Genomic DNA, 25,448 nt, shown 5'->3' on the forward strand with positions numbered 1-25,448 from the left:
TGTTTCTTTTGTTTCAAGACAAAAGAAATTAAAACCCAACAAAAAAGCTGCCTCAACATAAAACAGTTTTTTTATCATTTAAAATTTGACAAATATCTCTAATGATGACCCTAAAGCGACATAGGAAATCGTAGCGTTAAGAAAATAATCCTGTGAACGTTAAGAAAATTCTCCTGTCCGAAGCGCTAGACGAATTCAGTACCAATTAAGAAATAATGACTTCGCGCAAGTTTAGAATTTTTAGAGAGCAGGAATTATTTTTAGCGGAGAGGTCCCAGTCTTGAATTTTTGTTTCTTTTGTTTCAAGACAAAAGAAATTAAAACCCAACAAAAAAGCTGCCTCATCAATGAAACAGCTTTTATATATTTTAACGGTTAGTAGGTCATTCAACCTCTTAATTATTTCCCATCCTGAGCCCCAAATACCTTCTGCAAAATGCTTGTCGTCCTCATTGCAGGTGTATTTCTGATTCCGCTTTCTTTATCGGCTACCATTTTGAATACGCCGTTGATGGTTTCTGTAGTAACATATTCGTTAAGATCTGTTGTTACAGACTGTCCCGTAAAAGTATTATATTTTGAAATCAGATTTTTCCAAAGCGTATCAGCTCCTACTTTTCCTAATGAGGCTTTTACTTTAGGCTGAAAAGCACTGAACAGCTGAGATTGGGTTTTCCCCTGAAGATAACTTGTTGCTGCGTTATTACTGCCCAATAAAATATTCTTGGCATCCGTAATGGTCATAGAGGTAATAGCGTTGGTGAAAATAGGAGCAGCTTCCGTTACGGCATCTTCAGCAGCTCTGTTTAATAATTTCACACCTTCATCAGCAAGGCTTCCCATACCGATGGAACGTAAAGTAGTGTCGATCTTTCTTAATTTTTCAGGCATTAAAATTTTTACCGCTTCATTTTTAAAAAAACCATCTGTAATCGCCAGTTTTTTGACTCCGTCCGTTACCCCCATGCTTAAAGCTTCTTTTAAACCTGAAGAAATCTGGGTAGAAGTAAGGTTTCCAAGATTGGCAGATGAATTATTAGTCTGACTGGAAGTTGTGGTGGTAGTGGCTTTAGTACCGTTAGTTTTTACCGGAGCATTCAGATCTACACCTGTTTTATCTTTAACGGCAGATTTTATGATATCGAAAATCTGTGCCTGTGTTGACATTGAGAATAATAATCCGGCTGCCAGAAAAATGTTTTTTTTCATCTTATTTTTTTACAAATTTAAATCTTTTAATTTTTTTAAGTCGTCTAAGTTGATCAAAAAGCAAACCATAATGTACAGAATATAATAGAAGAATATCTAAGAACATGTTTTAGCAAATGGTAAATTGTCCATTCATAAGAATCTAAACAATTGAAGGTGCTTAAATTTTGTTTTTAAAAAGACCCCAAGAGTTTTGAAAAATAATTATCTTAGCTCAAACCTTAACCACTTCCAATGATACGGACTTTTTTAGTATTTTTTGTATTGATTTCAAACGTGATTTTAGCCCAAAATAAATTGAATCTAATCCCTTACCCTCAAAAAGTTGAATCTTTACAGGGAGAATTTATCATTCCTGAAAAATTCGTATTAAGTGGTGATCTGCCAAAAGAGGAAACAGAATATTTCAAAAAAAGGATAGGATCTCAGTTCGAATTTCAATATGCTCAGAAGAGTGGTGGTATTCATTTAACGAGTTCTATGATTCCTCCGCTTTCTCCGGCAGATGCTGAACAGAAAAAAGAATATTACTCAATAGAAATTTCTCCAAACCAAATTCATGTAAAGTCTTATACCAAGCAAGGATATTTTCTGGCTCTTCAAACTTTAGTTCAGATTATTGAGCAGTTTAAAGAAACAAAAAAAATTCCGGCAATGAAGATTGAAGATCAGCCGAAGTTTGCCTGGAGAGGAATGCATCTGGATGTATGCCGTCACTTTTTCACAGTGGATGAGGTGAAACAGTATATCGACTATCTGGCCATGTACAAACTGAATACTTTCCATTGGCATTTAACAGATGACCAGGGATGGAGAATTGAAATAAAAAAATATCCAAAGCTTACTCAGATTGGATCAAAACGTAAAGAATCCATGATTGGAGCTTATGTTGATAATACTTTTGACGGAAAGCCATACGGACCTTATTTTTATACCCAGGAACAAATAAAAGAGGTGGTAAAATATGCTCAGGACAGACATATCATAGTAGTTCCGGAAATCGAAATGCCGGGCCATGCTTTGGCTGCTTTATCCGCATATCCTGAATTGGCCTGTACAAAAGGGCCTTTTGAAGCCGCTACGAAATGGGGTGTTTTTGATGATGTTTTCTGTCCGAAGGATGAAACATTTATGTTCCTGGAGAACGTTTTGGACGAGGTGATGAAGCTATTCCCATCCAAATATATTCACATCGGCGGTGACGAATGCCCGAAGACGAGATGGAAAGAATGTGCACACTGTCAGGAATTAATTAAGAAAAATAACTTAAAAGATGAGCATGGCTTACAAAGCTATTTCATTCATAGAATTGAAAAATATGTCAACAGCAAAGGACGAAAAATCATTGGCTGGGACGAAATTTTAGAAGGAGGATTGGCACCCAATGCTGCTGTAATGAGCTGGACTGGTGTAAACGGAGGTATTGAAGCTGCAAAATCAAAGCACTTTGCTGTAATGACGCCCGGAGCATATTGTTATTTCGACCATTATCAGGGAGATCCGCAGTCAGAGCCAAATGCTTTTGGAGGTTTTACTCCTTTAGACAAAGTATATTCTTATAATCCTATTCCTTCCGAACTGAATGCAGAACAGGCAAAATATATCATGGGAGTTCAGGCCAATTTATGGACAGAATATATTTTAGACTTTAAACAGGTGCAATATATGATCTTTCCAAGATTAATGGCACTTTCTGAAGTAGGCTGGGGAACATCGGACCCCAAAAATTATAAAGAATTTGAAAACAGGGTAATCAACCAGTTTAAAGTTCTGGATAAGATGAAGGTGAACTATGCAAAGAGTATTTATAATATCACCGGAAAAGTAATTCCTTCAAATAACGGAATTGCTTATGAACTGTCAACTTCACAAAACTCAAGTGGGATCAGGTACACGTTGGACGGAACAGATCCTTCCATCAATTCTAAAACCTATCAGAATGCTGTACAGATTCCTAATTCTTTAACGATAAAATCTGCTTATTTTGAAGACGGCCAGTTGAAAAGCGCTGTTTCTACTCAACAATTTACCATTTCAAAGACCACAGGGAAAAGTATAAGTCTTGAACAGCAGCCCAGTGAGAATTATTCTTTCGGAGGCGCTTTTACTTTAGTTGACGGTATTATTGGAAATGTAAAACAGTTGGGTAAAACATGGCTTGGTTTTCAGGGGAAAGATGTGGTGGCAACTATAGATTTTGGACAGAAAACAGCTTTTTCAGAAGTTTATTTCAATACTCTTGAAAATAAAGGAAGCTGGATTCACCTTGCCAGATCTGCAAAAATTTTCGTTTCTGATGACGGTAAGAATTTTAAAATGATCAAGGAAATTGCTGCTGCAGAGATCCAAAATGCCAAAGGAAAAGTCAAATTGAACGTAAGAACACAAAATGCAAAATTCCTGAAGGTAAGTATTGAAAATGCAGGAATCATTCCGGCAGGAAACCCAGGAGCAGATTCAAAAGCATGGTTGTTTGTTGATGAAATTGGTGTAAATTAGCTTTATTAGAAATAAAAAATGCAGGACGATACCGTACTTTCTTCCGAATTTTCATCATCACCGGATCTGGTAGAAAAGCTGTATCAATATGGTACAACCAAAAGCTATCATGAAGGAGATATTATATTAGATGAAAATGCTTCCATTCGTTCCATTCCTATTGTGATGAAAGGAATGCTGAAAGTCATCAGGACAGAAGAAGACGGACGTGAAATTTTACTGTACTACATCAAAGCGGGAGAAAGCTGTATCATGTCTTTTCTTGGCGGGATGCACAATGAAAAAAGCATTGTAAGGGCCGAGATTGAGGAAGATGCGGAAATCCTTTTTCTGCCTGTAGACAAAGTGTCTTTATTCATCAAAGAACACCCGGAATGGTTAGACTATATCTTCAGATTGTATCATAAAAGATTTGAAGAACTATTGGATATCATCAATGCCATTGCTTTCAAAAAAGTAGATGAAAGACTGTTGAATCTGCTGCAGAAAAAATCAGAACTTATCCATTCTGAAACCATTAACACAACTCATGAGCAGCTTGCGAATGAGCTGGGAACCGCAAGAGTAGTAGTTTCCAGACTCCTAAAACAGCTTGAAGAAGAAGGAAGACTGAAATTAGGCAGAAACAAAATCACCCTTTTAAAAACCCTCAATTCATAAACTATACCTCATTTTAATAAAGGATACTCAAATTCCCATCCTTTGGAGGGGGCAAAAATTCAGAGAATTTTTGACGGGATGGTCAATGATCATCACAAACCAAAAGTAAAGCAATCTCAAAGTTGAAAGATTACTCTATCTCCCAACATAATCTCTTGTGTCCTTTGTGAACATATTAGTGCTCATTCGTGTTAAACCTTTCCTTATGTAACAAAAGTAGCTGTAGCCTTCCCCTCACTTTCCCATTTTTGTATCAGAATTATTTGAATAGTGAAATGGAAATTATAGGATATGCAGCAGCAGTTTTAATCGGGATCTCTCTCGGTCTGATCGGAGGTGGAGGAAGTATTCTCACCGTTCCCGTTTTGGTTTATCTCTTTGGTCTCGATGCCTTTCTGGCAACGGAATATTCCCTTTTTATAGTGGGAGTAAGCAGTTTGGTGGGGTCAATGTCGTATTTTAAAAAAGGGTTGGTCAATTTTAAAATGGCAATGATATTTGGAATTCCTTCTGTGATTTCCATTTTTCTGACCAGAATATATCTTCTTCCTTTTATTCCGGAAGAGGTGCTCAGAGTGCAAAACTTTATCATTACCAGAGATATTTTTTTATTATTGGTTTTTGCAGGTCTGATGATTCTGGCTTCTTATAAAATGATAAAAAGTAATGTTTCAGAAAAACTTCCAGAAAGGACTTTGGATAAGAATAATGCTTTGCTGGCAGCTGGGCAGGGTTCTGTTGTAGGCGTTCTGACCGGATTGGTAGGAGCAGGAGGTGGTTTTATGATCATTCCTGCGTTAGTCAACCTTTTGAAAATTCCAATGAAGATTGCGATAGGAACTTCTTTGGTCATTATTTCCTTCAATTCTTTGATAGGCTTCTTCTCTTCTGTAAATCAAGTAAAAATAGAATGGAAACTATTGATCTCTATTACAACAATTGCCATTGCAGGAATTGTAATAGGTTCACAGTTATCAAAAAAGATAGACGGTAAAAAACTGAAACCGGCATTCGGATGGTTTATCCTTATCATGGGCATTTATATTATGTCTAAAGAAATATTCTTTTAAATTTCTTATGTAACAAAAGTAGCTGTAGAGGAAAAAATAAAGCAGGAAATTTGTATCAGATAACAAAATCAAAAAAAATATATAATGAAAATAGAACAGATTTATACAGGATGTCTTGCGCAGGGAGCTTACTACATTACTTCAGCTGGGGAAGCAGTAATTATTGATCCTTTAAGAGAAACACAGCCTTATATCAACAGATTGCAGGAAGATGGAGTACAGTTGAAATATATTTTTGAGACTCATTTTCATGCAGATTTCGTAAGCGGGCATCTTGATTTAAGCCATAAAACCGGAGCTCCGATTGTGTATGGACCGAGCGCAAATCCTGAGTTTAAGGCCATCATTGCAGAAGATCATCAGATATTTGAAATAGGAGATATTAAAATTAAAGTCCTTCATACACCTGGACACACTCTTGAGAGCTCATGTTATCTCTTGATGGACGAAAATGGCGTTGAAAAAGCACTTTTCAGCGGTGATACCTTATTCCTTGGAGATGTAGGCCGTCCGGATCTGGCACAGAAAGGAGCGAATATGACTCAGGAAGAACTGGCAGGACTTTTATATGACAGTTTGTATCATAAAATTTTGCCTTTACATGATGATATTACTGTATATCCTGCCCACGGGGCCGGTTCTGCCTGTGGTAAAAATATGCAGAAAGAAACGATAGATACATTGGGAAACCAGAAAAGAACCAATTATGCTTTGAATCAAAAAGACAGACAAAGTTTTATAAAAGAAGTAACAGATGGACTTTTACCTCCTCCTGCTTATTTTGCAATGAATGTTATGATGAATAAAAAAGGATACAACAGTTTTGATGAAGTTCTTTCTCAGGGATTGCATGCTCTTGCTCCGGAACAGTTTGAGGAAATTGCTGAAGTTTCAGGAGCTTTAATTTTAGATGTAAGAAACAATCGTGAATTTGCAAAAGGTTTTATCCCACAGTCGGTAAATATAGGACTGGATGGTGATTTTGCCCCTTGGGTAGGAGCTTTAATTGCTGATGTAAACCAACCTATTCTTCTGGTAACGGAAAAAGGAACTGAAGAAGAAGCGGTAACAAGATTAAGCAGAGTGGGATTTGATCATATTTTAGGATTTTTGGAAGGTGGATTTAAAGCTTGGGAAATGAATGGAAAAGAAACAGACTTTATCAACCGAATTTCTGCAGAACAGTTTGAAACCAAAATAAAAGAAAAAGAAGAAAAAATCATTGATATAAGAAAAGAAAGTGAATACAATGCAGAACATATTCATGAAGCCTACAGCATGCCTTTAGCGTATATTAATGAATGGATTAATGAATTACGGGCGGAAGAACATTTTTATATGCATTGTGGAAGCGGATACAGAAGTACAATGGCCGCAAGCATCCTTCAGGCAAGAGGATATAGGAATTTTACAGAAATTGAAGGAGGTTTTAAAGCTATTGCATCCACTAAAAGTATTCCTAAAAGTGATTTTGTGTGTCAGACTAAAATTTTAAATAAATTAGATTAAAAAAAGAAAAAATGCTGGAGATTATAAAAGAACCGTGGCCATGGTATATTGCAGGCCCATTAATTGGTCTTACCGTTCCTGCCTTATTGCTGATGGGAAATAAATCCTTTGGAATAAGCTCTTCGCTGAGGCATGTCTGTGCTGCCTGTATACCGGCAAATGTGAACTTTTTCAAATACGACTGGAAAAAAGAAGCCTGGAATTTATTTTTTGTACTAGGAATCTTCTTCGGAGGGATGATTGCTGCCAATTTTTTGCTTAATCCTGCAGAAATAATAGTTAATCCTGATCTGAAAACCGAACTGGCAGGCTACGGAATTACAGATTACAGCAGTCTGATCCCGGTACAACTGATGAATTTTGAAAATCTGCTGACCTGGAAAGGATTTATCACAATGGTTGGTGGTGGTTTTTTAGTAGGTTTCGGAACAAGATATGCAGGAGGATGTACCAGCGGGCATGCAATTATGGGGCTTTCCAATTTGCAGTGGCCTTCTTTGGTGGCAACAATCTGTTTTATGATCGGAGGTTTTGTAATGGCCAATCTTATTCTGCCTGTGATCCTTTCCCTGTAAGTTTAATTTGTAAAGAGAATTTGAAATAATGATAAAAGAAAAAGAACAAGATATACGCCTTCAGGATACTGTTTGTGTAAATGAAAGTAAGCTTACGCATCAATGGTATCACAACCTGAAATACCTTGCTGCAGGAATTATTTTCGGGATTATATTTGTGAAAGCGGAAGTGATCAGCTGGTTCAGAATACAGGAAATGTTCCGTCTGCAGTCTTTCCATATGTACGGAATCATCGGAAGTGCTGTATTAGTGGGAATGATTTCTGTAGAGTTGATCAAGAAATTCAAGATAAAAACAATATATGGCGAACCCATTACACTGGCTCCCAAGAAGTTCAATAAAGGTCAGATTTATGGAGGATTGATATTTGGTTTTGGATGGGCCATCACCGGAGCTTGTCCCGGACCTCTTTTTGCTCAGATCGGAACAGGAGCTTTGGCAGTATCTGTTACTCTGTTGAGTGCTGTTGCAGGAACATGGGTATATGGATATTTCAGAGACAGATTACCCCATTAATATCTTAAAAAAGACTGTAGAAAATAATCTGCAGTCTTTTAAGTATAAAATTATGAATAAATGAAGTTCTCTGCGCCTAAAGCCATATAAAGATTAATGCGCTCTATTCTGTACTGAAGCTCCAGACTGATGAGGTTCATTTCGTTTTTCAGGAGATCCCTCTGTTTACGGATCAATACAAAACTGTTGTTTGTGCCTACTTTTATTTGTTTCTCGGTGAGCGTAATATTATTTTTCAGCTCATTGACGGCCTTAGTAGTAAAAGTAATCTGTTTTTCAATAGAACGGAGATTGGCCAAAGAAGACTCCACTTCGTTCAAAGCATTCAGAACAGCTTTTGAATATTCTTCAACAACCTGTTTCTGCTGGGAAGTTTTTATTTCCACATTCTTTTTTAATTTTCCGCTGTTGAATAGCGGAGAAACCAATCCGCCACCCACTTTTAATAAGGGACTTGAAAATAAAGAATTGATAGATTCCACATTACTTCCGGCAGATCCAAGAGATGAAGTTATGTTCAATGAAGGAAGTCTTGCTGCCTTTGCCTGCTGTACTTCATAAAAAGCCTTTTCAATCTGAAAATGACTGGCCTGTATGTCTGATCTGTTTTCCAAAAGTTCAAGAGGAAAAGACTCAGGAATACTATTCCCGGCAGGATTAAAAAAGTTTTGGGTTGCCAGTTTCCCTTCCGGATATTTTCCGGTGAGCAGTTCCAGTGATCTTCTGGATTGTGCATTCGCATTTTTTACCTTTTCCAGATAGCCTTGCAGGGAAATAATCTCTCCTGTTATATTAGAGATATCCAAAGCATTTGCTGTTCCAACCTTCTTTTGAATAACATATAGCTTTTCCAGGTCTTTAGATTTCTGAATGTAACTTTCAATCTTATCTTCCTGAATATTTCCTGCGATATTCAGAAAATAAGCTTTAGCAATCATCCCGGCGATAGATTGATGCAGCAAGGTATTCTGATGTTTTGCAGAAAAATAATTGCTGGTGCTTGCCATCTGTGAAGATTTGTTTTTCCCCCAAAGATCAATCTCCCAATTAGCTTTTAATGCAAGACGCCTGATCTGGCTGTCACTTACTAAATTATTAGAAGTATTGGCTACTGCGCTTACACTGGGATAAAGATCACTTCCTGCAATTTCCATTGCCAGTTCAATCTGATTCAGTTTTTCCTTTGCAATAATCAGATCAGCATTGTATACCATTCCTTCATTAATCAGGGTTTCCAGTTGAGGTGTTTTAAGATCATTGATCCAGTCATAGGAAATGGATCTGGAGTTCGCTTTTCTGTCGAAGATCCATTCATCCGGGATTTCTATATGAGAAGCAATTTCACTCTTTTCTTTAAGCTGGTTTATATTTTCCTTAGTTGGCTCTTTATAGCCAAGGCATGAACTTAAACTTACGGAAAGTACACCCAATAAAATTAATTTCTTGTACATGTTAATGAAGTTTAGGAATCAGATAGTTGATTTTACTGCTGACACGTACCATTACTTTTCGGATAAGATGAAGCGGTTTGATATGGTCAGAATAAATGACAGCCGTTCCCCTTGCCCCGACGGTAAGCTGTTTCTGGCTATCTTCCAATACAAACTTGGCGATAAGTTTCCCATCAGTTTCCGGTAATTGTCTCGCAGTATCAGGAAGCCCCGCTGTAGAACCGTTTCCTCCCAACATTCCTCCTGCATTATTCATAATTCCCTGGCTGGTAGCATCAATCACGTATTCAAGTCTGGCCTTCACTACTTTTCCCGGTTCTGTTTTAAGAGCCAGCTCCACTTCATCACCGTTTTTTACCGTTTCCAGTTCGTTCTGGGCAAAAAATCCAATCACTGACTGTTGCTTCTGAATCAGAACGAAAGCAGATTTAAAAGGTGCCATGATTGCTCCTTCATTCAACTGAACATTGGGAATTACTCCATCGGTGGGAGCCAGAACAACGGTTTGGGAAAGATTCCATTTTGCCTGATCCAGCTTTGCCTGAATTTCAGATACCGATGAATTTTCTCCACCATAAGAAGCATTGGATTTAGTCTCCAAAGATTGTTGCTGTGACTGTGCAGCACTGATTCTGGACTGCAGATCCTGTACATTGGTGACTGCCTGCTCAAGATCAAATTTATTAGCCGCTCCTGCTTCCACCAATTCCTTATACTGAACTGCTCTTTTATTAGCTAGATCCAGCTGTGACTGTAAACCTGCAATATTTTTCCTGGAAGCTGAGATGTCTGTATTATAAGAACTTACAGTAGCTTTCATATTGCTTAGTTTAGCTTCCAGAGATTTGATTTCCTGTACATAAGGCTCTCTGTCCAGTACAAATAAAGTGTCTCCCTTTTTTACTTCCTGATTAGTGGTGACATATACTTTTTTCACTTTCCCTAAAACCTGAGTGGTAATATCCACACTCCTGTTTCCCACCTTTACATCAGAAGTGATAGGACAGTAGTAATTTAAGCTTAATATCAAAGCAATAGATCCGAAGATAGGTAATGAATATACCACCACCTGTGTGGTAAATGTCCAAGGGATCAGTTTTAATTTTTTAATAAGGAGCCAGCATATTCCGGCATATATTGCGACGAGTAGTTCCAGCATATTTGTTAATTTTCGAGGGTTTTAAATTCTTCTTCAGTAGAATCTGTGTTATCCATGTCTTTTTTAGGGGGTTCTGGGTTTCCGTAATCATAGTTGGCCCAGATTAACGCAATCGGCCATAAAAGGCCTCCGAAAACAAGGGAAAGGAGGCACATACTTTTTATGGCGTTCAGCTGAGGATGTTTTTTTTTCTCAGCTACTTTTTCCGGATAGATATGAACTTTCCAGAAAAGATAAATTCCTGCAATAGGTAAAACAAGTAAAATTAACCAAGAAGCAGAATTTGCTATATTATCTTCTAAGCTGCCTGTTGATGCCTGAACAAAATTGCATGATAATAACAGGCAAAGAAGTAAGGATATTCTTTGCATAAAATAATTGTATGAGGTAATAATAAAATGTAAACAAGGTTGTAACCTGGCGGTCAGTATTTAACCTGCCGATTACTGTGAATCTTAAGAAATATTAAAGGTAATTCAATAATAAGTCGTTTTTTTAGGTGATATTTTTCTCATTTTGCTTTTTAATTAATGGTATAATAGTGTTTTGAGTAAGCAAAAATAGAATGAATAAAGTGAGAAAAAGTATTCCTAAGTTATTTTTTTCTTTCGTTCCTTTTTTTATGGATACGGGCTGTCATTCTTGAAAGTGAGTTGGGAGTGATACCCAGAAAATTAGCAATATACTTTCTGTTGGCATTCTGTGAAGTAAAAGGACGGGTTTCCAGAAACTCTTCATACCGGGAATGCGGGGAAGTAGAACAAAACTGTTCTGTACGTACTTTTAATATACTGATGATCTGTTTCAAAGATTTGAGATATACATTATAAATCCCTCTGTTCTGAAATGCAGCTTCTTCAAATTCATTCTTGTTGAAAAGGAAAATCTGACTTTCCAATACGGCTTCTATAGTATATTTTCCTTCATTTTTATTAGCATATGACTCCGGGCTTTCCATAATGGCAGCTTCCTTTTCAGAAGGGAGAAAAAGATTGCTTTCAACGCCGTCTTCATCATCAAAGAAAAACCTTAATAATCCATGGGAAAGAATGAATAATTGATTAAAAGACTTGCCGGGTTCTGTAAGCTTTTCTTTTCTTTGAAGCAATTTTGGGGTACTGATATTAACCAAAATAGTAATTTCTTCATCAGAAAGTTCCTGAAAAAAAGAGATATTTCTGAAAGTTTTAAATGAGTCCATTACAGCAGTAAAGATAAATAAAAATAATACACGGATATTCGTTGAGCCGCCATGAGGATTTCATAGAAGTTTTTTTTAGATTTGTGGGTATTATACAATTTGAGATACCATGAACAATAACCGAAGAAGTTTTATTAAAAAACTGGGAATTGCAACAGCCGCACTTGCCGTAAACCCACTGGATCTAATGGCTGCCGAATTACCTGAACCTATTGTCACAGCTGTAAATAAACCGATTGTCCTTTCTACCTGGAATTTCGGATTAAAAGCTAACGAAGAAGCATGGACGATCCTTGGAAAAGGAGGAAAGGCTTTGGATGCAGTAGAAAAAGGAGTTCGTCTTGTAGAATTAGATCCTAAAGAAAGAAGTGTGGGGTATGGAGGCCGTCCGGACAGAGATGGAAGAGTAACGCTGGATGCCTGTATCATGGATGAAAATTATAATATTGGTTCAGTAGCATGTCTGGAGCATGTGAAAAACCCTATTTCCGTTGCCAGAGCAGTTATGGAAAAAACACCCCATGTTATGCTGGTAGGTGACGGAGCATTGCAGTTTGCCCTTTCACAAGGATTTAAAAAAGAAAATCTTCTCACTCCGGAATCTGAAAAAGAATGGAAAGAATGGTTAAAAACCAGCCAGTATAAGCCCATAGCCAATATTGAAAATCACGATACCATAGGAATGATCGCGTTGGATGCCCAGGGAAACCTTTCCGGAGCATGTACAACCAGCGGAATGGCTTTTAAAATGCATGGAAGAGTAGGAGATTCCCCCATTATCGGAGCAGGCCTGTTTGTAGATAATGAAGTAGGAGCGGCTACGGCAACCGGTCATGGCGAAGAAGTGATAAGAACGGTAGGAACCCATCTTGTGGTTGAACTGATGAGACAGGGTAGAAATCCACAGGAAGCCTGCAAAGAAGCAGTAGACAGAATTGTAAAAATCGCACAGCGAAGAAACAAAAACCTAAAAGACATTCAGGTAGGCTTTATTGCGATTAATAAACAGGGAGAATATGGTTCTTACTGTATTCAGGACGGATTCAACTTTGCCGTTTATGATCAGAAAGGAAACCGCCTTGAGAAACCGGAATTTGCTTTGAAATAATTTAAAAATTCAATAGGAATGAGCTTTATCCAAAACATACAACAAATATGAAAAGAACGATTATCGCTTCTTTATTTCTGATTATTGCATGCAAAGAAGAAAAGAAGGAGATGAAAACAGCCATAGAACTACAGCAGACAGAAAAAAAAGTAGTTTTAAATAATGAATCCAATGAAGTAGAAGATGCAAAAAAATGGTTGGAAAAGAGCATTGTTGATTATTTTAAAGCTGATATCGGAAGTGAAGAAAAGAGTATGCAGAAGATCACAACCAAAGATTATTTCGATTATAAAACGGATGCAACAAATGTAGATATGGATGTAGATGGAAGCCTTACAGAAAAAGAGTTTCAGGATAAGTGGAAATCGAAATTTGATACGAGTAAATCAGGGATTGGAGTAGGTTTCTTAATTACGGCTCAGGATTGGAATAAGATTGAAGTCGGAAGCTGTGATTTAAAATCTTCCTCAAAAGATGAATATACCTTTAATGTAGTGTTGGTTGATGATGGTTTTAAAGCGAAATATCCTTCAGTAATAAAAGTAGTAAAAGAAAACGGTTCCTTTCTCATTGCAGATGTATTGCAGGACGAACCAAAATAGAATTAAACAGATATAATACAATGTCAAAGATAGAAATAGCGTGTTTTAATCCTGAATCAGCAATGATTGCTTTTGAAAACGGAGCTGACAGAATAGAATTATGTGACGGTCTCAGTGAAGGTGGTACAACCCCGGATTTTGAAACCATGGAAAAGCTTCATGAAAAAATTAATATCCCAATTTTTGTAATGATCCGTCCTAGAGGAGGAGATTTTACTTATTCTGATTCAGAATTTGAACAGATGAAAAATGATTTGGTTTATTTGAAATCTTTAAAGGCAGATGGCTTTGTATTCGGTATTCTCGACGAAAATGATGAGGTTAATATTGAACAGAATAAAACATTAGTAGAACTGGCTGCACCGCTTCCATGTACTTTCCACCGTGCCTTTGACCGTGCTGCAAGCCTGGAAGAATCGTTAGAAAAAGTAATTGAATGCGGCTTTACAACCATTCTTACTTCCGGCCAGAAACCCAATGTATCAGAAGGAAAAGAAAATCTGAAAAAGCTGGTTGAACTTTCCGATGGAAGAATAGAAATACTTATAGGAGGTGGACTTCGTTCATCCAATATTGAAGAAATAAGAGCAACTACAAATGCAGATTACTTCCATTCTTCTGCAATTACTGATGGCGGGGCTTTTGCCAATCCGGATGAGGTGGCTGCATTGAAGAGTAAATAATAAATGATATACGCTCAGTTTGTCATTCCAAGCGCAGCAGGAATCTAAATTCTTAGAGTAGAGATTCCTTCGTTCCTCGGAATGACAAAATCACTGGTATTGTAATGATACAAAACAAATTTATTGATGAATAGAACGATCCTTTTTGCTTTTCTTTTCACGCAGAATATCCTTTCTGCACAGTTTTCCCAGAGAAGTTTATCTTCCGAAAACTGGCAGTTTAAAAATTCAAAAGATCAAAACTGGCTTCCTGCGAAAGTACCGGGAACAGTTCATTTGGATCTGATGAATAACAAGATTATTCCTGATCCTTTTAAAGATGAAAATGAAAAAAAAGTACAATGGATAGAAAATGAAAATTGGGATTATCAGACTCAATTTACGGTTTCATCTCAGGAATTGAAAAATGATAATATTGATTTGGTTTTTAATGGTCTGGATACATTTTCTGAAGTTTATCTTAATGGAAAGCTCTTAAAAAAAACGGATAATATGTTCAGGAAGTGGAATATTCCTGTAAAACAATATTTAAAAGCAGGTAATAATATCGTACAGGTAAAGTTTCAATCTGCCGTCAATACCGGAAAAGAACTGGCTAAAAAAGTCTCGTTTACGATGCCGGAATCACCAAGAAGCTTTGTGAGAAAAGCACAATATCAGTTTGGCTGGGATTGGGGACCAAGGCTTGTTACTGCAGGAATCTGGAAGGATGTTCAATTAGAATTCTGGAATAATGCTAAAATTATTACCGTTAAAGATATTCAGAACAAAACTTCTAAAACTATTAATGATTTACGTTTTGACATAGAAATTTATGCTGAAAATACAGGTGATTACACCTTAGATCTTAATAAAATTCACCAAAAAATATCTTTAAAAAAAGGAATCAATACAATTTCGGTTCCTTACGAAACAAAAGGAATGAAGCTTTGGCAACCTAACGGACGTGGTGATGCTAATCTTTATGATTTTAAAATAAAACTTTCAAAAGATCTTAAGAATATTGATGGTAAAAATATCAGGATAGGATTAAGAACGGTTGAATTGGTACAGGAAAAAGATGAAAAAGGAAAGTCGTTCTATTTTAAAGTGAATGGACATCCGTTATATATTAAAGGAACCAACTGGATTCCGGGAGACAGTTTTTCACCTAGAATGACCAAAGAAAAATACCATCAGCTGATCAAAGATACCAAAGACGCCAATATGAATATGATCCGTATCTGGGGCGGAGGTATTTATGAAGACGATGAGTTTTATAAAGCATGCGATGAAAACGGGATTTTAGTCTGGCAGGATTTTATGTTTGCAGGAAGTTTCTACCCTGCAGACGAAGCATTCTTGAACAATGTAAAAGAAGAAGTAAAAGACCAGGTCAGCAGACTTCAGAATCATCCTTCGATTGCTTTGTGGTGCGGGAATAATGAAATTGATGAAGCTATTGTCAACTGGGGATATCAGAAACAGTTTAAATATTCAAAAAACGATTCGCTGCAGGTTTGGAAAGACTATAAAAAGTTATTCCATGATGTGATTCCCAATGCATTGGCAGAAAGCCTGAAGTCAGATAAAAATATATATTGGCCGAGTTCGCCGTCCATTGGCTGGGGACATAAAGAAAGCCTTACAGAAGGAGATTCTCATTATTGGGGAGTTTGGTGGGGTGAGCAGCCATTTGAAATTTACAACGAAAAAGTAGGGCGTTTCATGTCTGAATATGGTTTTCAGGGAACACCCAGCCTTGAAACTACAAAATCCATGTTTTCAGGAACTCCGGATTTAAATCTACAAAACTCAACCATCAAAGCGCATGAAAAGCATGCCCGTGGCTGGGATATTATTAATGAATACCTGAAACGCGATTATAAAATTCCTGCAGATTTTACACAATACAATTATGTTTCACAGCTATTGCAGGCAAGAGGAATGCAGATCGCGATCGAAGCTCACCGCCGTGCAAAACCTTATAATATGGGAACACTGTATTGGCAGCTTAACGACTGCTGGCCTGTAGTTTCATGGTCGTCTATAGATTATCTTGGAAACTGGAAAGCCTTCCATTATCAGGCAAAAAGAAGCTTTGAACCTGTATTGGTATCAGTTGTAGAGACCGAAAAAAACTATGATATTTATCTGATAAGCGATCTGTTGAAAGAACTGAAAACAGATATAAAGTTTGAACTCATTGACCTCAAAGGAAAAACACTTTGGAAAGCCAATCACTCAGATGTTGTAAATGCCGATGTAAGTAAGAAAATTAGAAGCATTAACAAATCAGAATTGGCTCAGTTTAATCTGTCTGAAACTGTTTTAAAGATCAGTTCCGAAAAAGATGCAGCACTTCAAAAACTGTTCTTTTTCAATAAACCAAAAGATATAAAGCTCCCAAAACCTGAGATTAAAATCAGAAAAATATCACCCACTGAAATTGAAATGTCAACAGATGTCTTGGCAAAAGATATCTATCTGATCGGAGATACTCATTTCAGTGATAATTTCTTTGATCTGTTACCAGGAACTTCAAAAAGAATTACCCTTTCCAAACCTTTGGAAAAAATTGAAGTCATGAGTCTTTGGGATGTGATGAAGGACTAATGTTTTTCTAACGCTCTCAAGTAGTCAAACCATGTCAAGGTTCTAAACCTTGACATGGTTTATACCTAAAAAAATATAAATTTTACCCTTCCAACTCAAAAATCAGCCGTAAATTTGCATCATATTTCTTTATAATTATGGTAAATTTTGTTCTGATTGCAGTGTGTATCATTGCAGGAATGATATTCAAAGCAACAAAATCTATCCACCCCGATGCCCACAAGGGTATCAATACCTGGATTCTTTATCTTGCTCTTCCGGCAGTTTCGTTTAAATATCTGCCTAAAGTAAAATGGACAACAGAAATGTTGTTTCCGATTGCAGCCACATTTTTAATTTCTGTGTTCTGCTTTTTCTTTATGATGTTTTACAGCAAGAGCAGGGGATATTCAAGGCGTTCAAGAAGTACTTTGGAACTGGCAAGCGGTTACAGCAATACATCATTCATAGGATTTCCCTTAATCAGTGCTTTTTATGGAGAAGGTCTCCTGAGTATTGCCATTATTTGTGATCAAACAATGTTCTTTGCCCTTTCAACCCTCGGAATTATTGCTGCAGTGAAAGGAGGAAGCAGATCAGGAAAAGTAAGTGCAGTATTTATTTTAAAAAGGCTTATTACGTTTCCACCATTAATTGGCTGTATCTCCGCTTTAGTATTATCGCAGTTCATTGATTTTACCGTTGCAGAACCGTTTTTTGATAAGCTTGCAGCTACGGTAAGTCCATTAGCCCTGTTTTCGGTTGGACTACAGCTGAAATTTAACGGATGGAGAAAACTCATTCCGCAGATGTCGATGTCAATGCTTTATAAGCTTATTCTGGCACCGGCAATTGTTCTTGGGATGGCTTTATTATTGGGAATAAAAGGAGATTTAGCTAAAATTACTGTATTTGAAGCGGCAATGCCAACATTGGTTACCTCGAGTATCATTGCAGAACAGTTCAGACTCAATACAAAACTGACCAACCTGATCATTGGAGTCAGTATCATTGTAGGATTTTTTACTTCTGTATTTTGGTATGAGATGACCGAATACTTTTTTTAACGATAAGATGGCTCTTTCTCAATACTGTCAATTGATATCGGTTTTATACATGTTATTTGTCATTCCGTAGGAATATCTTAGCTAAGTGAAACGCCTTTGCGAACGAATTAAACCAATTAATAATACCTTTGCGAATATTGCGTTGTAATCTAGGTTTTGGCTAAAGCCAATTGAAATTTTAATTTTTATCAAACGGACTAAAGTCCGTTCCTATTGAATTATTATTGATTTTTTTTGCAAATTTCGCTGATTGAACAGGTTGTATTCCTGAAGTATATCAAACCAATTGTCATTCCGATTTCTATGGCAAAATGAAAGGTGGGAATATACCTCATAATTCTTAAGTAGGATTCTAAGGTTTGTTAAAGAGCATCAAAGAATTTCTGCAAAGTTGCAGTTCTCTGAAGAAAAATCTAATTTTACACTTTAAATATTTCCCTTGCAATACGCTCAAATTGTTTTACCACTGAACCTCAAAGGATCTTTCACGTATAAAGTTCCCGAAGAAATGATGTCCGAAATTCAGTCCGGAATGCGTGTTCTGGTACCGTTTGGAGGAAAGAAAATCTATACAGGACTTGTATTTGAGCTTCATAATAACGCACCGGAAAACTTTGTAGCAAAGGAAGTCATCAGCATGCTGGATGATAAACCGATTATGCCTCAAGAGCAAATTGATTTCTGGAATTGGCTATCGGAATATTACATGTGCAGTCTGGGAGAAATCTACAGGTTTTCATTCCCTTCTTCATTAAAACTGGAGAGTGAAACCTATTTAAAATTAAAACCTGGAGTCGTTGTAGATTTTGAAAATCTTGATGTCAACGAAATGTACCTGATTCAGGCACTGGAAGTTCGGCAGCTGATCAATCTGACGGATATTGAGGCTTTTATTCCTAAAAAAGATATCATCAAGACTGTCAATTCATTGATTGATCTTCAGTATATTGAGATTGACGAGAAAATTGCTGAAAAATATAAAGCCAAAGAAGTAGCTTACGTAAGAATTAAGGATGAGGTTTTGGCCAATCAGAACCTTACGGATATACTTTTAAAACTAAACAGAGCCCAAAAGCAGAAAGATCTGTTCCTTCTTATTTTAGAAAAACAGACAGAAAATCCTGATGCTCCTATCAAAAAATCTGAGCTGTTTGAGGATGGTTATTTCGGAAGTTCACACTTTAAGCCTTTAGCAGATAAAGGTCTGGTGGAGGAATACTACATGCAGAAAGACAGAATTGAAAGCTATGAAGGAGAGATTGAAGAACTGGAAGAGCTTTCAGAACAGCAGAAAATTGCTAAATCTGAGATTGATGAAGCATTTGAAGAAGGGAAAAATGTCCTGCTTCATGGGGTAACTTCATCCGGGAAAACACATATTTATTTAGAAAAAATTGAAGAATGTATCAAAGAAGGAAAGAATGTTTTGTTTTTACTTCCTGAAATTTCCCTGACCAAACAAATTACCCAGAGATTAGAAAAAAAATACGGCCGGCAACTAGGATTTTATCACCAGAAACTGACCGATTTTGAAAGGGTCGAAGTCTGGAGAAGAATCAGGCAGAATGATATCCGCATTCTGATCGGAACCCGGAATGCTTTGTTTTTACCTTATCAGAACCTGGGACTTATTGTGGTAGATGAAGAGCATGATTCTGCCTACAGACCAAGAGAAGTGACCCCTTATTTTAACGCTAAAGATGCATCGTTGGTATTGGGTGGATTTTATAATGCGGGAGTGATCCTGGGATCTGCAACACCTTCTGTTGAAAGCTACTACAGAGCCAGAAAAGATAAAATGAAATATATTTTCCTGAATGAAAGATTCGGGAATGTAAATCTGCCGGAATATGAACTGATCAATTTCAAAGAAGCCCTGGAATCTAAAAAAGTTTCCGGAAATTTCTCTCTGAAACTCGTTGAAGAGATTAAGAAAACGGTGGATGAAAAAAAGCAGGCGATTGTTCTGCACAACCGTCGTGGCTATTCCAATGTAATAGAATGTGAGAGCTGTGGGTATGTCAACTACTGTTCCAATTGTGATGTGGTAATGACCTATCACAAGGCAGCGAATGAAATGAAATGCCATTACTGCGGACAAAGAGCTTCCAAGCCAAGAACCTGCCCGAAATGCAATTCCGAAAAGCTGAACGAAAGAGGAGTAGGGGTAGAGCAGATTCATGAAGAGGTTTCCAAACTGTTCCCTGAAAACGAAGTGGACAGAATGGATGTAGATTCTATGCGTAAGAAATTTGCATACGAAAAGCTGTATGAAAAGATTGAAGACGGAGAAACAGATATCATCGTAGGAACTCAAATGATTTCCAAAGGACTTGATTTTGATCATATAGAACTCGTTACAATTCCAAAAGCGGATTCCTTATTATATGTACAGGATTTCAGAGCAGAAGAAAGAGCTTATCAATTGATCACACAGGTTTCAGGAAGAGCCGGAAGAGTTTCCGGAAAGGGAAGAATCCTCATTCAGACTTTCAATCCTGATCATTCTGTATTCCAGCTGATCAAGATGAACAATCCTGCCAAGATCTATAAATATATCCTTACTGAGCGCCAGAAATTCCATTATCCGCCATTTACCAAGCTGATTATGATTGAAATGAAACACAGAAAGGAGGATAAAGTGGACCGAGCTTCTCAGTTTCTGGGTTCTATTCTCAGAAAATATCTTCCTGAAGATTGTGTTTTAGGCCCTGAAAGAGCTCAGATTGCAAGGCTTAATAATCTGTACCAGTTCCAGATTATGCTTAAGCTTCCCCGTGGGAAAAACTATGAGAAATTCAAAAGCCTGGTTTTGATAAGTTTAAAAGAATTTGATGAAATCACTGCATATCAAAGCATTAAAAAAGATGTTTTTGTGGATTTTTAACAATTTTTAACAAACTTTACACTCTTTTATAATGGGTCAGTGGTCCGTTATATAACAATAATTTCTACTTTTGGACGTTGATTAAGTGTTTGGCTCTTTTATTGAATGATTTAACCTTTCATTTTTTATAGAGTCAAAACTATAGAACAAAAAGAAGATAGATGGTAAATTTCAGAAAATATATTTCAAGTGCGGCGGTGTTGGCTTCTGGTCTTTTCCTGGCTCAATCTACCGTTTCTACCGTTCTTTATTCTCAGAATTATGACAGTCAGAAAAGCAGTCTAAACCTGCCTTCACCCGTTAGTACGATGGTGGAGAAAACTGTGTTGTCAGCAAAAGAACTTGTAGATATTAATGTGAACACAATGATGGCGGATCCTGTGCTGAAAAATGCAAGCTGGGGATTCGTAGTGTACGATCCGAAAACGAAGAAGGTAATTTCTTCGTACAATGAAAATACTCCTTTAGTACCTGCTTCTACTACAAAGCTGCTTACGACGGAAACAGCATTAAACCTGCTGGGTGAAAACTACCGTTGGATGACTCAGCTTGAGTATTCAGGAACTATAGATGAAAATGGAGTTTTAAATGGAAATCTTTATGTGATAGGAAGCGGTGACCCTTCTTTGGGAACAAACAAAGCGGGTGCATCATCTTACAGAGATATTATTTCAGATTTCGTAGGCGGAGTTTCAAGAGAGGGAATCAAAAAGGTAAATGGTGATATTATCATTCAGACAGCGCTTTTCAAAGGCAATATTTCAATGCTTCCGGAAAATGTTGTATGGTTGGAAAACAATAATTATTATCTGCCTGCAGGAAGTACCCGTGATATCAACCCAGCTAACGAAAAACTGATCGTTAAAAAAGGAGGTTTCTCAACGGAAAAGAAATTTTTCTATGTTTCCCCTTACGCTCATCAGATGGTGTATGCTGATAAATATGAAGGAAATGGAGTTTTAACAACCAAACTTCCTGATGCTCCTGCATATCTTGCGAACTCTTTCAGAACAACATTGGTAAAAAGCGGAATTCCTGTTACCGGAAAAGTAAGTCCAAAAATGACAGATACAGCTCCGGAAGGAAGAAAAATGCTTTCAGCTTATAAATCCCCGACTTTAGGTGATATTATTTATTATACCAATCAACACAGTGATAATTCATTGGCTGAAGCGTTGCTAAGAACTGTTGGTTATCAGAAAATGGGTGACCAGACCTCAGAATCAGGAAGAATTGTGGTGACTAATCACCTGAAAGATGCCGGTTTTGATATGGTTGGTCTTAATTATATGGATGGAAGCGGACTTTCAAGAAGCAATAATGTAACTCCTATTTCCCAAGCGAAGTTTCTTACTTCTTTGATGGATCAGAAATATTACAGATCCTATCTTACTTCTTTACCGATCGGAGGACAATCCGGTACTTTAAAAAGAATGTTCATTGGAGAAGGTAACGGACAGGTTTTTGCGAAAACAGGAACGTTGAATAAAGTAAAAACATTAGCAGGTTATCTGAAGACGAATTCCGGGAAAACATTGGTGTTCTCTTTAATGGTGAATAACTATTCCGGATCGGTAGATATGGTGAAAAAGAGAATGGAGAAAATTCTTGAACCTGCACTGGATCTTTAAATATTTTTTATTTTATATATTATAACAGCCTTTTAATCATTGATTAAAAGGTTTTTTTTATATTTGATTAAATTTTTCTAAACATGACAAAATTGTACCTTTTGGTGTTGGGATTTTTAATTTCCCAGCAATTCTATAGCCAGAAGCATGAGCAAAACATCGATATGAAAGGATTGATCGAAAAAGAGAAAAAATCCTTTACGCAAAAAATGAATATCGGGAATACAAATCCCAATACTCTGAATTACGATTTACAGTATCAAAGAATGGATGTTACTCTTAATCCGGCTTCCAATACTATTTCCGGATCGGTAACTTCTCATTTTAAGCCTACTCAGAATATAGGCAGTATTTATTTTGATCTGACAACTTCTTTAACGGTTTCTCAGGTTAAATATCATGGGAACAACCTTACTTTTCAACAACTTCCTTCCAACGAAGTGAAAATTGATTTTCAAGCTCCGCTCACTGCCAATACACTGGATTCTCTGACGATTCACTATTCAGGTACGCCGCCTAGTGCCAATGGAGCCTTCACAACAGCTACTCAGGGCGGAGTTCCGGTACTTTCTACGTTAAACGAACCTTATGGTGCACAAGACTGGTTTCCAACAAAACAAAGTTTGAATGATAAAATTGAAAGATTTGATTTCAAAATTACAACGCCATCCAATTACAGCGTTGCTGCCAATGGAAAACTAATGTCCGAAACTTTTCCTACAGGATCTACGAAGCTTACTTTCTGGAGAACAATGTATCCTACACCCGCTTATCTGATTGCACTTTCCATTACTAATTTTGTCAAGCTTACTGATACCATCGGAAACCCTCCGTTTCCTTTTGTCAACTATATTTATCCTTCCACCAATTCAAATCAAACCAGTCTGAATAATATTGAATGGACGAAACAGGTGATGAATACTTTTGAAACCTATTTTGGTTCTTATCCTTTCCGAAATGAAAAATACGGACATATGGAATTTATGTATGGAGGAGGAATGGAGCATCAGACAATGTCTTCTATGGGAGGTTGGAGCAAGCAGCTTATTGCCCATGAGCTTACTCACCAATGGTTTGGAGATAAGGTAACTTGTGGTGCATGGAATGATATCTGGCTGAATGAAGGTTTTGCTACTTTTGGAGAACATCTTGCCAATGAAAAACTACTGATGACCAATACAGAGTTTCTGAATTATCTGCAAGGTCAATCCAGTTATATTACAGCAAGTACAACAGGAACGGTGTATGTACCGGATACCGGACTTTCAAGTATCAACAGAATATTTGACAGCAGACTGTCTTATTCCAAAGGAGGATATGTATTGAGAATGTTGAAGTGGATTTTAGGTGATGCTGTTTTTTATCAGGCGCTTAAAGATTATCACGCGAGACCGAATCTGGCTTACAGCTATGCGCGTACTGCAGATTTTAATGCTTCTTTGCTTCAGTCTACCGGGACAGATTTTACAGGATTTTTCAATGACTGGGTGTATGGGGAAGGATATCCTACGTATACTATAAAATGGATGCAGGGCGGTAATCAGGCTTTATTTAAAGTTTCTCAGACACAAAGCAGCTCTGCCGTAAGCTTTTTTGAAATGCCTTTACCTATAAAAGTAACCGGAACTTCAGGGCAGACTGCGTATCTGGTTCTTAACAATACTACAAATAACCAAAGTTTTTTGGAATCTGTAACATTCCCTATTGCTAGTGTTCAGTTCAATTATGAGTACCAGATTCTGGAGAAAAACTCTACTGTTACCCAGGATAATACTTTAAGTGTTTCTTCTGTTGAGAAGGAAGGTTTTGGTCTATATCCAAATCCTGCAAAAAATGAAATTAATCTGAAAGGAATAAACAGAGCTTCAGATTTTACGATTCATGCTGTAGATGGAAAACTGGTAGGAAAAGGAACGTATCAGCCAGGTAAAGCGATTGGAATTTCAGAACTGATTCCAGGAACTTACTTCATTACGATTGATGAAAAGAGCATCAAATTCATTAAACATTAAAATTAAAAACTGTAAAATATCAATAAGTATTTTACTTGTCATTAACGATAAAATAACAGGAAGCTTTCAGATTTGAAAGCTTCTTTGTTTTCTGGCCGCTTTAGCTCCTCTTTTTCGGGCTGTCTTTATTTTGTACTCAAACCATTTTTCTTTGAATAATTTACGCATGAAATTATCAAAATGTCTGGTGATGACTAAATTTTTAAATCCTCTCCATTTTTCGAGAGGGCTTGATGGAAGCGCTCTTACTGAGATAGAATATCCCTCCGTATCATACTGGATATAGTGCCACCATCCGGAAGGAATATAAAGTGTCTCTCCGGGATGAATGACTGCTTCATAACCACTTAAATAACGTAGAGCCGGATATTTTCTGTAATCTGGATTTTTAATCTGAGCCAGGCTGTGAAAATTGTAGGGGAGTTTATACATTAAATCGGACTGTTCCCACGGGAAGAGCCAGATTCTTTTGGTTCCCTGAAACTGGGTAATGAAGACATGTGACATATCAATATCAATGTGGTTTCTGGTTACAGAACCTTCACCTCCAAAAAACATAAAAGGCAGCCATTTCAGTATTTTACCACTCGTAACATCATTGTAGATAAGATCATTTTTAAGTTCGGGTTTTATTTTCAATAAATTAAATAAAAAAAGGCGGTGTTCAGTAGGAGCAGACTGTATAAGATTCAGATATTCTGAAAATGTGCTTTGGGCTATAGGATCACTTGCCACTCTATCAAGGGAATCAAGTTCACTACCGTAAATGTTTACCTTATGATCTCCTGCAATTTCTTTGAAATAGTCATAATTCCACTTTTTGAAGGCAGGGCTTTCCGGATGTATAAAATCTTCAATAATAATTGGAATTCTCGGCTTCATATGGTTATTAATAAAGGTTTCTGAATTGATTGTCTTTATTTTTTGTACCGGCTTTAATCTCATGCTCTCAAATTTTAAACAAATATAAATATTATCCTACTAAATTTATAGACTAATAATGTTAAAACTTAAACCTGAATTGATTTTTTAGA

Annotated in this window: 20 protein-coding genes; 14 read left to right on the forward strand and 6 right to left on the reverse strand. The window is 36.9% G+C overall.

From position 1 onward, the window contains the following. Positions 1-399: 399 nt before the first annotated feature. Positions 400-1,209, reverse strand: coding sequence for a DUF4197 domain-containing protein (locus ACTJIP_RS07300; RefSeq protein WP_428168614.1), 810 nt, complete (start codon positions 1,207-1,209; stop codon positions 400-402). A 234-nt stretch (positions 1,210-1,443) separates the two neighbouring features. Between ACTJIP_RS07300 and ACTJIP_RS07305 the strand changes: the two genes are divergently transcribed. From ACTJIP_RS07305 to ACTJIP_RS07330, 6 genes are all read left to right on the forward strand, one after another. Then, a complete protein-coding gene (locus ACTJIP_RS07305) occupies positions 1,444-3,708 on the forward strand; it encodes a glycoside hydrolase family 20 protein (protein WP_440704305.1) in 2,265 nt (754 codons plus the stop codon). Positions 3,709-3,726: 18 nt separating this feature from the next. Beyond that, positions 3,727-4,368: a Crp/Fnr family transcriptional regulator gene (locus ACTJIP_RS07310; protein ID WP_180565499.1), complete on the forward strand. Its 642-nt coding sequence runs from the start codon at positions 3,727-3,729 to the stop codon at positions 4,366-4,368. A 275-nt stretch (positions 4,369-4,643) separates the two neighbouring features. Then, positions 4,644-5,438 carry a sulfite exporter TauE/SafE family protein gene (locus tag ACTJIP_RS07315; protein WP_219072414.1) on the forward strand — a complete coding sequence of 265 codons (795 nt, stop codon included), beginning with the start codon at positions 4,644-4,646 and terminating at the stop codon, positions 5,436-5,438. Between the two features lie 84 nt (positions 5,439-5,522). Further along, positions 5,523-6,947, forward strand: coding sequence for an MBL fold metallo-hydrolase (locus ACTJIP_RS07320; RefSeq protein ID WP_440704306.1), 1,425 nt, complete (start codon positions 5,523-5,525; stop codon positions 6,945-6,947). Between the two features lie 11 nt (positions 6,948-6,958). Continuing rightward, positions 6,959-7,522 carry a YeeE/YedE family protein gene (locus ACTJIP_RS07325; protein WP_077415228.1) on the forward strand — a complete coding sequence of 188 codons (564 nt, stop codon included), beginning with the start codon at positions 6,959-6,961 and terminating at the stop codon, positions 7,520-7,522. Between the two features lie 28 nt (positions 7,523-7,550). Then, complete coding sequence (locus tag ACTJIP_RS07330) at positions 7,551-8,039, forward strand: DUF6691 family protein (protein WP_428168610.1); 489 nt, start codon at positions 7,551-7,553, stop codon at positions 8,037-8,039. A gap of 50 nt (positions 8,040-8,089) precedes the next feature. Here the strand turns inward: ACTJIP_RS07330 and ACTJIP_RS07335 are convergent, their stop codons facing one another. The 4 genes from ACTJIP_RS07335 to ACTJIP_RS07350 all read right to left on the reverse strand — a co-directional run bounded on the left by ACTJIP_RS07335 (position 8,090) and on the right by ACTJIP_RS07350 (position 11,850). Further along, positions 8,090-9,490: a TolC family protein gene (locus ACTJIP_RS07335; protein WP_180565503.1), complete on the reverse strand. Its 1,401-nt coding sequence runs from the start codon at positions 9,488-9,490 to the stop codon at positions 8,090-8,092. Position 9,491: 1 nt separating this feature from the next. Next, complete coding sequence (locus ACTJIP_RS07340) at positions 9,492-10,649, reverse strand: HlyD family secretion protein (RefSeq protein ID WP_077415222.1); 1,158 nt, start codon at positions 10,647-10,649, stop codon at positions 9,492-9,494. A gap of 5 nt (positions 10,650-10,654) precedes the next feature. Further along, on the reverse strand, positions 10,655-11,020 hold the full coding sequence (locus ACTJIP_RS07345) for a DUF3302 domain-containing protein (protein WP_077415220.1): 366 nt from the start codon (positions 11,018-11,020) through the stop codon (positions 10,655-10,657). A 224-nt stretch (positions 11,021-11,244) separates the two neighbouring features. Then, complete coding sequence (locus ACTJIP_RS07350; protein ID WP_077415218.1) at positions 11,245-11,850, reverse strand: Crp/Fnr family transcriptional regulator; 606 nt, start codon at positions 11,848-11,850, stop codon at positions 11,245-11,247. 109 nt (positions 11,851-11,959) lie between these two features. Between ACTJIP_RS07350 and ACTJIP_RS07355 the strand changes: the two genes are divergently transcribed. From ACTJIP_RS07355 to ACTJIP_RS07390, 8 genes are all read left to right on the forward strand, one after another. Continuing rightward, on the forward strand, positions 11,960-12,958 hold the full coding sequence (locus ACTJIP_RS07355; RefSeq protein WP_077415216.1) for an isoaspartyl peptidase/L-asparaginase family protein: 999 nt from the start codon (positions 11,960-11,962) through the stop codon (positions 12,956-12,958). Positions 12,959-13,005: 47 nt separating this feature from the next. Beyond that, complete coding sequence (locus ACTJIP_RS07360) at positions 13,006-13,560, forward strand: hypothetical protein (RefSeq protein ID WP_440704307.1); 555 nt, start codon at positions 13,006-13,008, stop codon at positions 13,558-13,560. 20 nt (positions 13,561-13,580) lie between these two features. Then, a complete protein-coding gene (locus tag ACTJIP_RS07365; RefSeq protein ID WP_440704308.1) occupies positions 13,581-14,243 on the forward strand; it encodes a copper homeostasis protein CutC in 663 nt (220 codons plus the stop codon). Positions 14,244-14,369: 126 nt separating this feature from the next. Beyond that, positions 14,370-16,838, forward strand: coding sequence for a beta-mannosidase (locus tag ACTJIP_RS07370; RefSeq protein ID WP_440704309.1), 2,469 nt, complete (start codon positions 14,370-14,372; stop codon positions 16,836-16,838). A 137-nt stretch (positions 16,839-16,975) separates the two neighbouring features. Next, positions 16,976-17,884 carry an AEC family transporter gene (locus ACTJIP_RS07375; RefSeq protein WP_077415208.1) on the forward strand — a complete coding sequence of 303 codons (909 nt, stop codon included), beginning with the start codon at positions 16,976-16,978 and terminating at the stop codon, positions 17,882-17,884. Positions 17,885-18,323: 439 nt separating this feature from the next. After that, on the forward strand, positions 18,324-20,771 hold the full coding sequence (gene priA, locus ACTJIP_RS07380; RefSeq protein ID WP_180565507.1) for a replication restart helicase PriA: 2,448 nt from the start codon (positions 18,324-18,326) through the stop codon (positions 20,769-20,771). A 161-nt stretch (positions 20,772-20,932) separates the two neighbouring features. Next, positions 20,933-22,402 carry a D-alanyl-D-alanine carboxypeptidase/D-alanyl-D-alanine endopeptidase gene (gene dacB, locus ACTJIP_RS07385; protein WP_077415204.1) on the forward strand — a complete coding sequence of 490 codons (1,470 nt, stop codon included), beginning with the start codon at positions 20,933-20,935 and terminating at the stop codon, positions 22,400-22,402. 83 nt (positions 22,403-22,485) lie between these two features. Continuing rightward, positions 22,486-24,414 carry a M1 family aminopeptidase gene (locus ACTJIP_RS07390; protein WP_077415202.1) on the forward strand — a complete coding sequence of 643 codons (1,929 nt, stop codon included), beginning with the start codon at positions 22,486-22,488 and terminating at the stop codon, positions 24,412-24,414. Positions 24,415-24,480: 66 nt separating this feature from the next. Here ACTJIP_RS07390 and ACTJIP_RS07395 read toward each other — a convergent pair whose 3' ends face one another. Beyond that, positions 24,481-25,359 (reverse strand): cupin-like domain-containing protein, encoded by an 879-nt coding sequence (locus tag ACTJIP_RS07395; RefSeq protein ID WP_077415200.1) that lies wholly within the window; start codon positions 25,357-25,359, stop codon positions 24,481-24,483. Between the last annotated feature and the right edge of the window lie 89 nt (positions 25,360-25,448).

The organism is Chryseobacterium sp. 22543, from assembly GCF_052044565.1.
GTDB lineage: Bacteria > Bacteroidota > Bacteroidia > Flavobacteriales > Weeksellaceae > Chryseobacterium.

Coding starts and splice junctions, on each gene's coding strand:
- ACTJIP_RS07350 (WP_077415218.1), bottom strand. CDS start 11,850: ATGGACTCATTTAAAACTTTCAGAAATATCTCTTTTTTTCAGGAACTT.
- ACTJIP_RS07305 (WP_440704305.1), top strand. CDS start 1,444: ATGATACGGACTTTTTTAGTATTTTTTGTATTGATTTCAAACGTGATT.
- ACTJIP_RS07315 (WP_219072414.1), top strand. CDS start 4,644: ATGGAAATTATAGGATATGCAGCAGCAGTTTTAATCGGGATCTCTCTC.
- ACTJIP_RS07375 (WP_077415208.1), top strand. CDS start 16,976: ATGGTAAATTTTGTTCTGATTGCAGTGTGTATCATTGCAGGAATGATA.
- ACTJIP_RS07390 (WP_077415202.1), top strand. CDS start 22,486: ATGACAAAATTGTACCTTTTGGTGTTGGGATTTTTAATTTCCCAGCAA.
- ACTJIP_RS07355 (WP_077415216.1), top strand. CDS start 11,960: ATGAACAATAACCGAAGAAGTTTTATTAAAAAACTGGGAATTGCAACA.
- ACTJIP_RS07345 (WP_077415220.1), bottom strand. CDS start 11,020: ATGCAAAGAATATCCTTACTTCTTTGCCTGTTATTATCATGCAATTTT.
- ACTJIP_RS07335 (WP_180565503.1), bottom strand. CDS start 9,490: ATGTACAAGAAATTAATTTTATTGGGTGTACTTTCCGTAAGTTTAAGT.
- ACTJIP_RS07340 (WP_077415222.1), bottom strand. CDS start 10,649: ATGCTGGAACTACTCGTCGCAATATATGCCGGAATATGCTGGCTCCTT.
- dacB (WP_077415204.1), top strand. CDS start 20,933: ATGGTAAATTTCAGAAAATATATTTCAAGTGCGGCGGTGTTGGCTTCT.
- ACTJIP_RS07370 (WP_440704309.1), top strand. CDS start 14,370: ATGAATAGAACGATCCTTTTTGCTTTTCTTTTCACGCAGAATATCCTT.
- ACTJIP_RS07320 (WP_440704306.1), top strand. CDS start 5,523: ATGAAAATAGAACAGATTTATACAGGATGTCTTGCGCAGGGAGCTTAC.
- ACTJIP_RS07325 (WP_077415228.1), top strand. CDS start 6,959: ATGCTGGAGATTATAAAAGAACCGTGGCCATGGTATATTGCAGGCCCA.
- ACTJIP_RS07310 (WP_180565499.1), top strand. CDS start 3,727: ATGCAGGACGATACCGTACTTTCTTCCGAATTTTCATCATCACCGGAT.
- ACTJIP_RS07360 (WP_440704307.1), top strand. CDS start 13,006: ATGAAAAGAACGATTATCGCTTCTTTATTTCTGATTATTGCATGCAAA.
- ACTJIP_RS07365 (WP_440704308.1), top strand. CDS start 13,581: ATGTCAAAGATAGAAATAGCGTGTTTTAATCCTGAATCAGCAATGATT.
- ACTJIP_RS07395 (WP_077415200.1), bottom strand. CDS start 25,359: ATGAGATTAAAGCCGGTACAAAAAATAAAGACAATCAATTCAGAAACC.
- ACTJIP_RS07300 (WP_428168614.1), bottom strand. CDS start 1,209: ATGAAAAAAAACATTTTTCTGGCAGCCGGATTATTATTCTCAATGTCA.
- ACTJIP_RS07330 (WP_428168610.1), top strand. CDS start 7,551: ATGATAAAAGAAAAAGAACAAGATATACGCCTTCAGGATACTGTTTGT.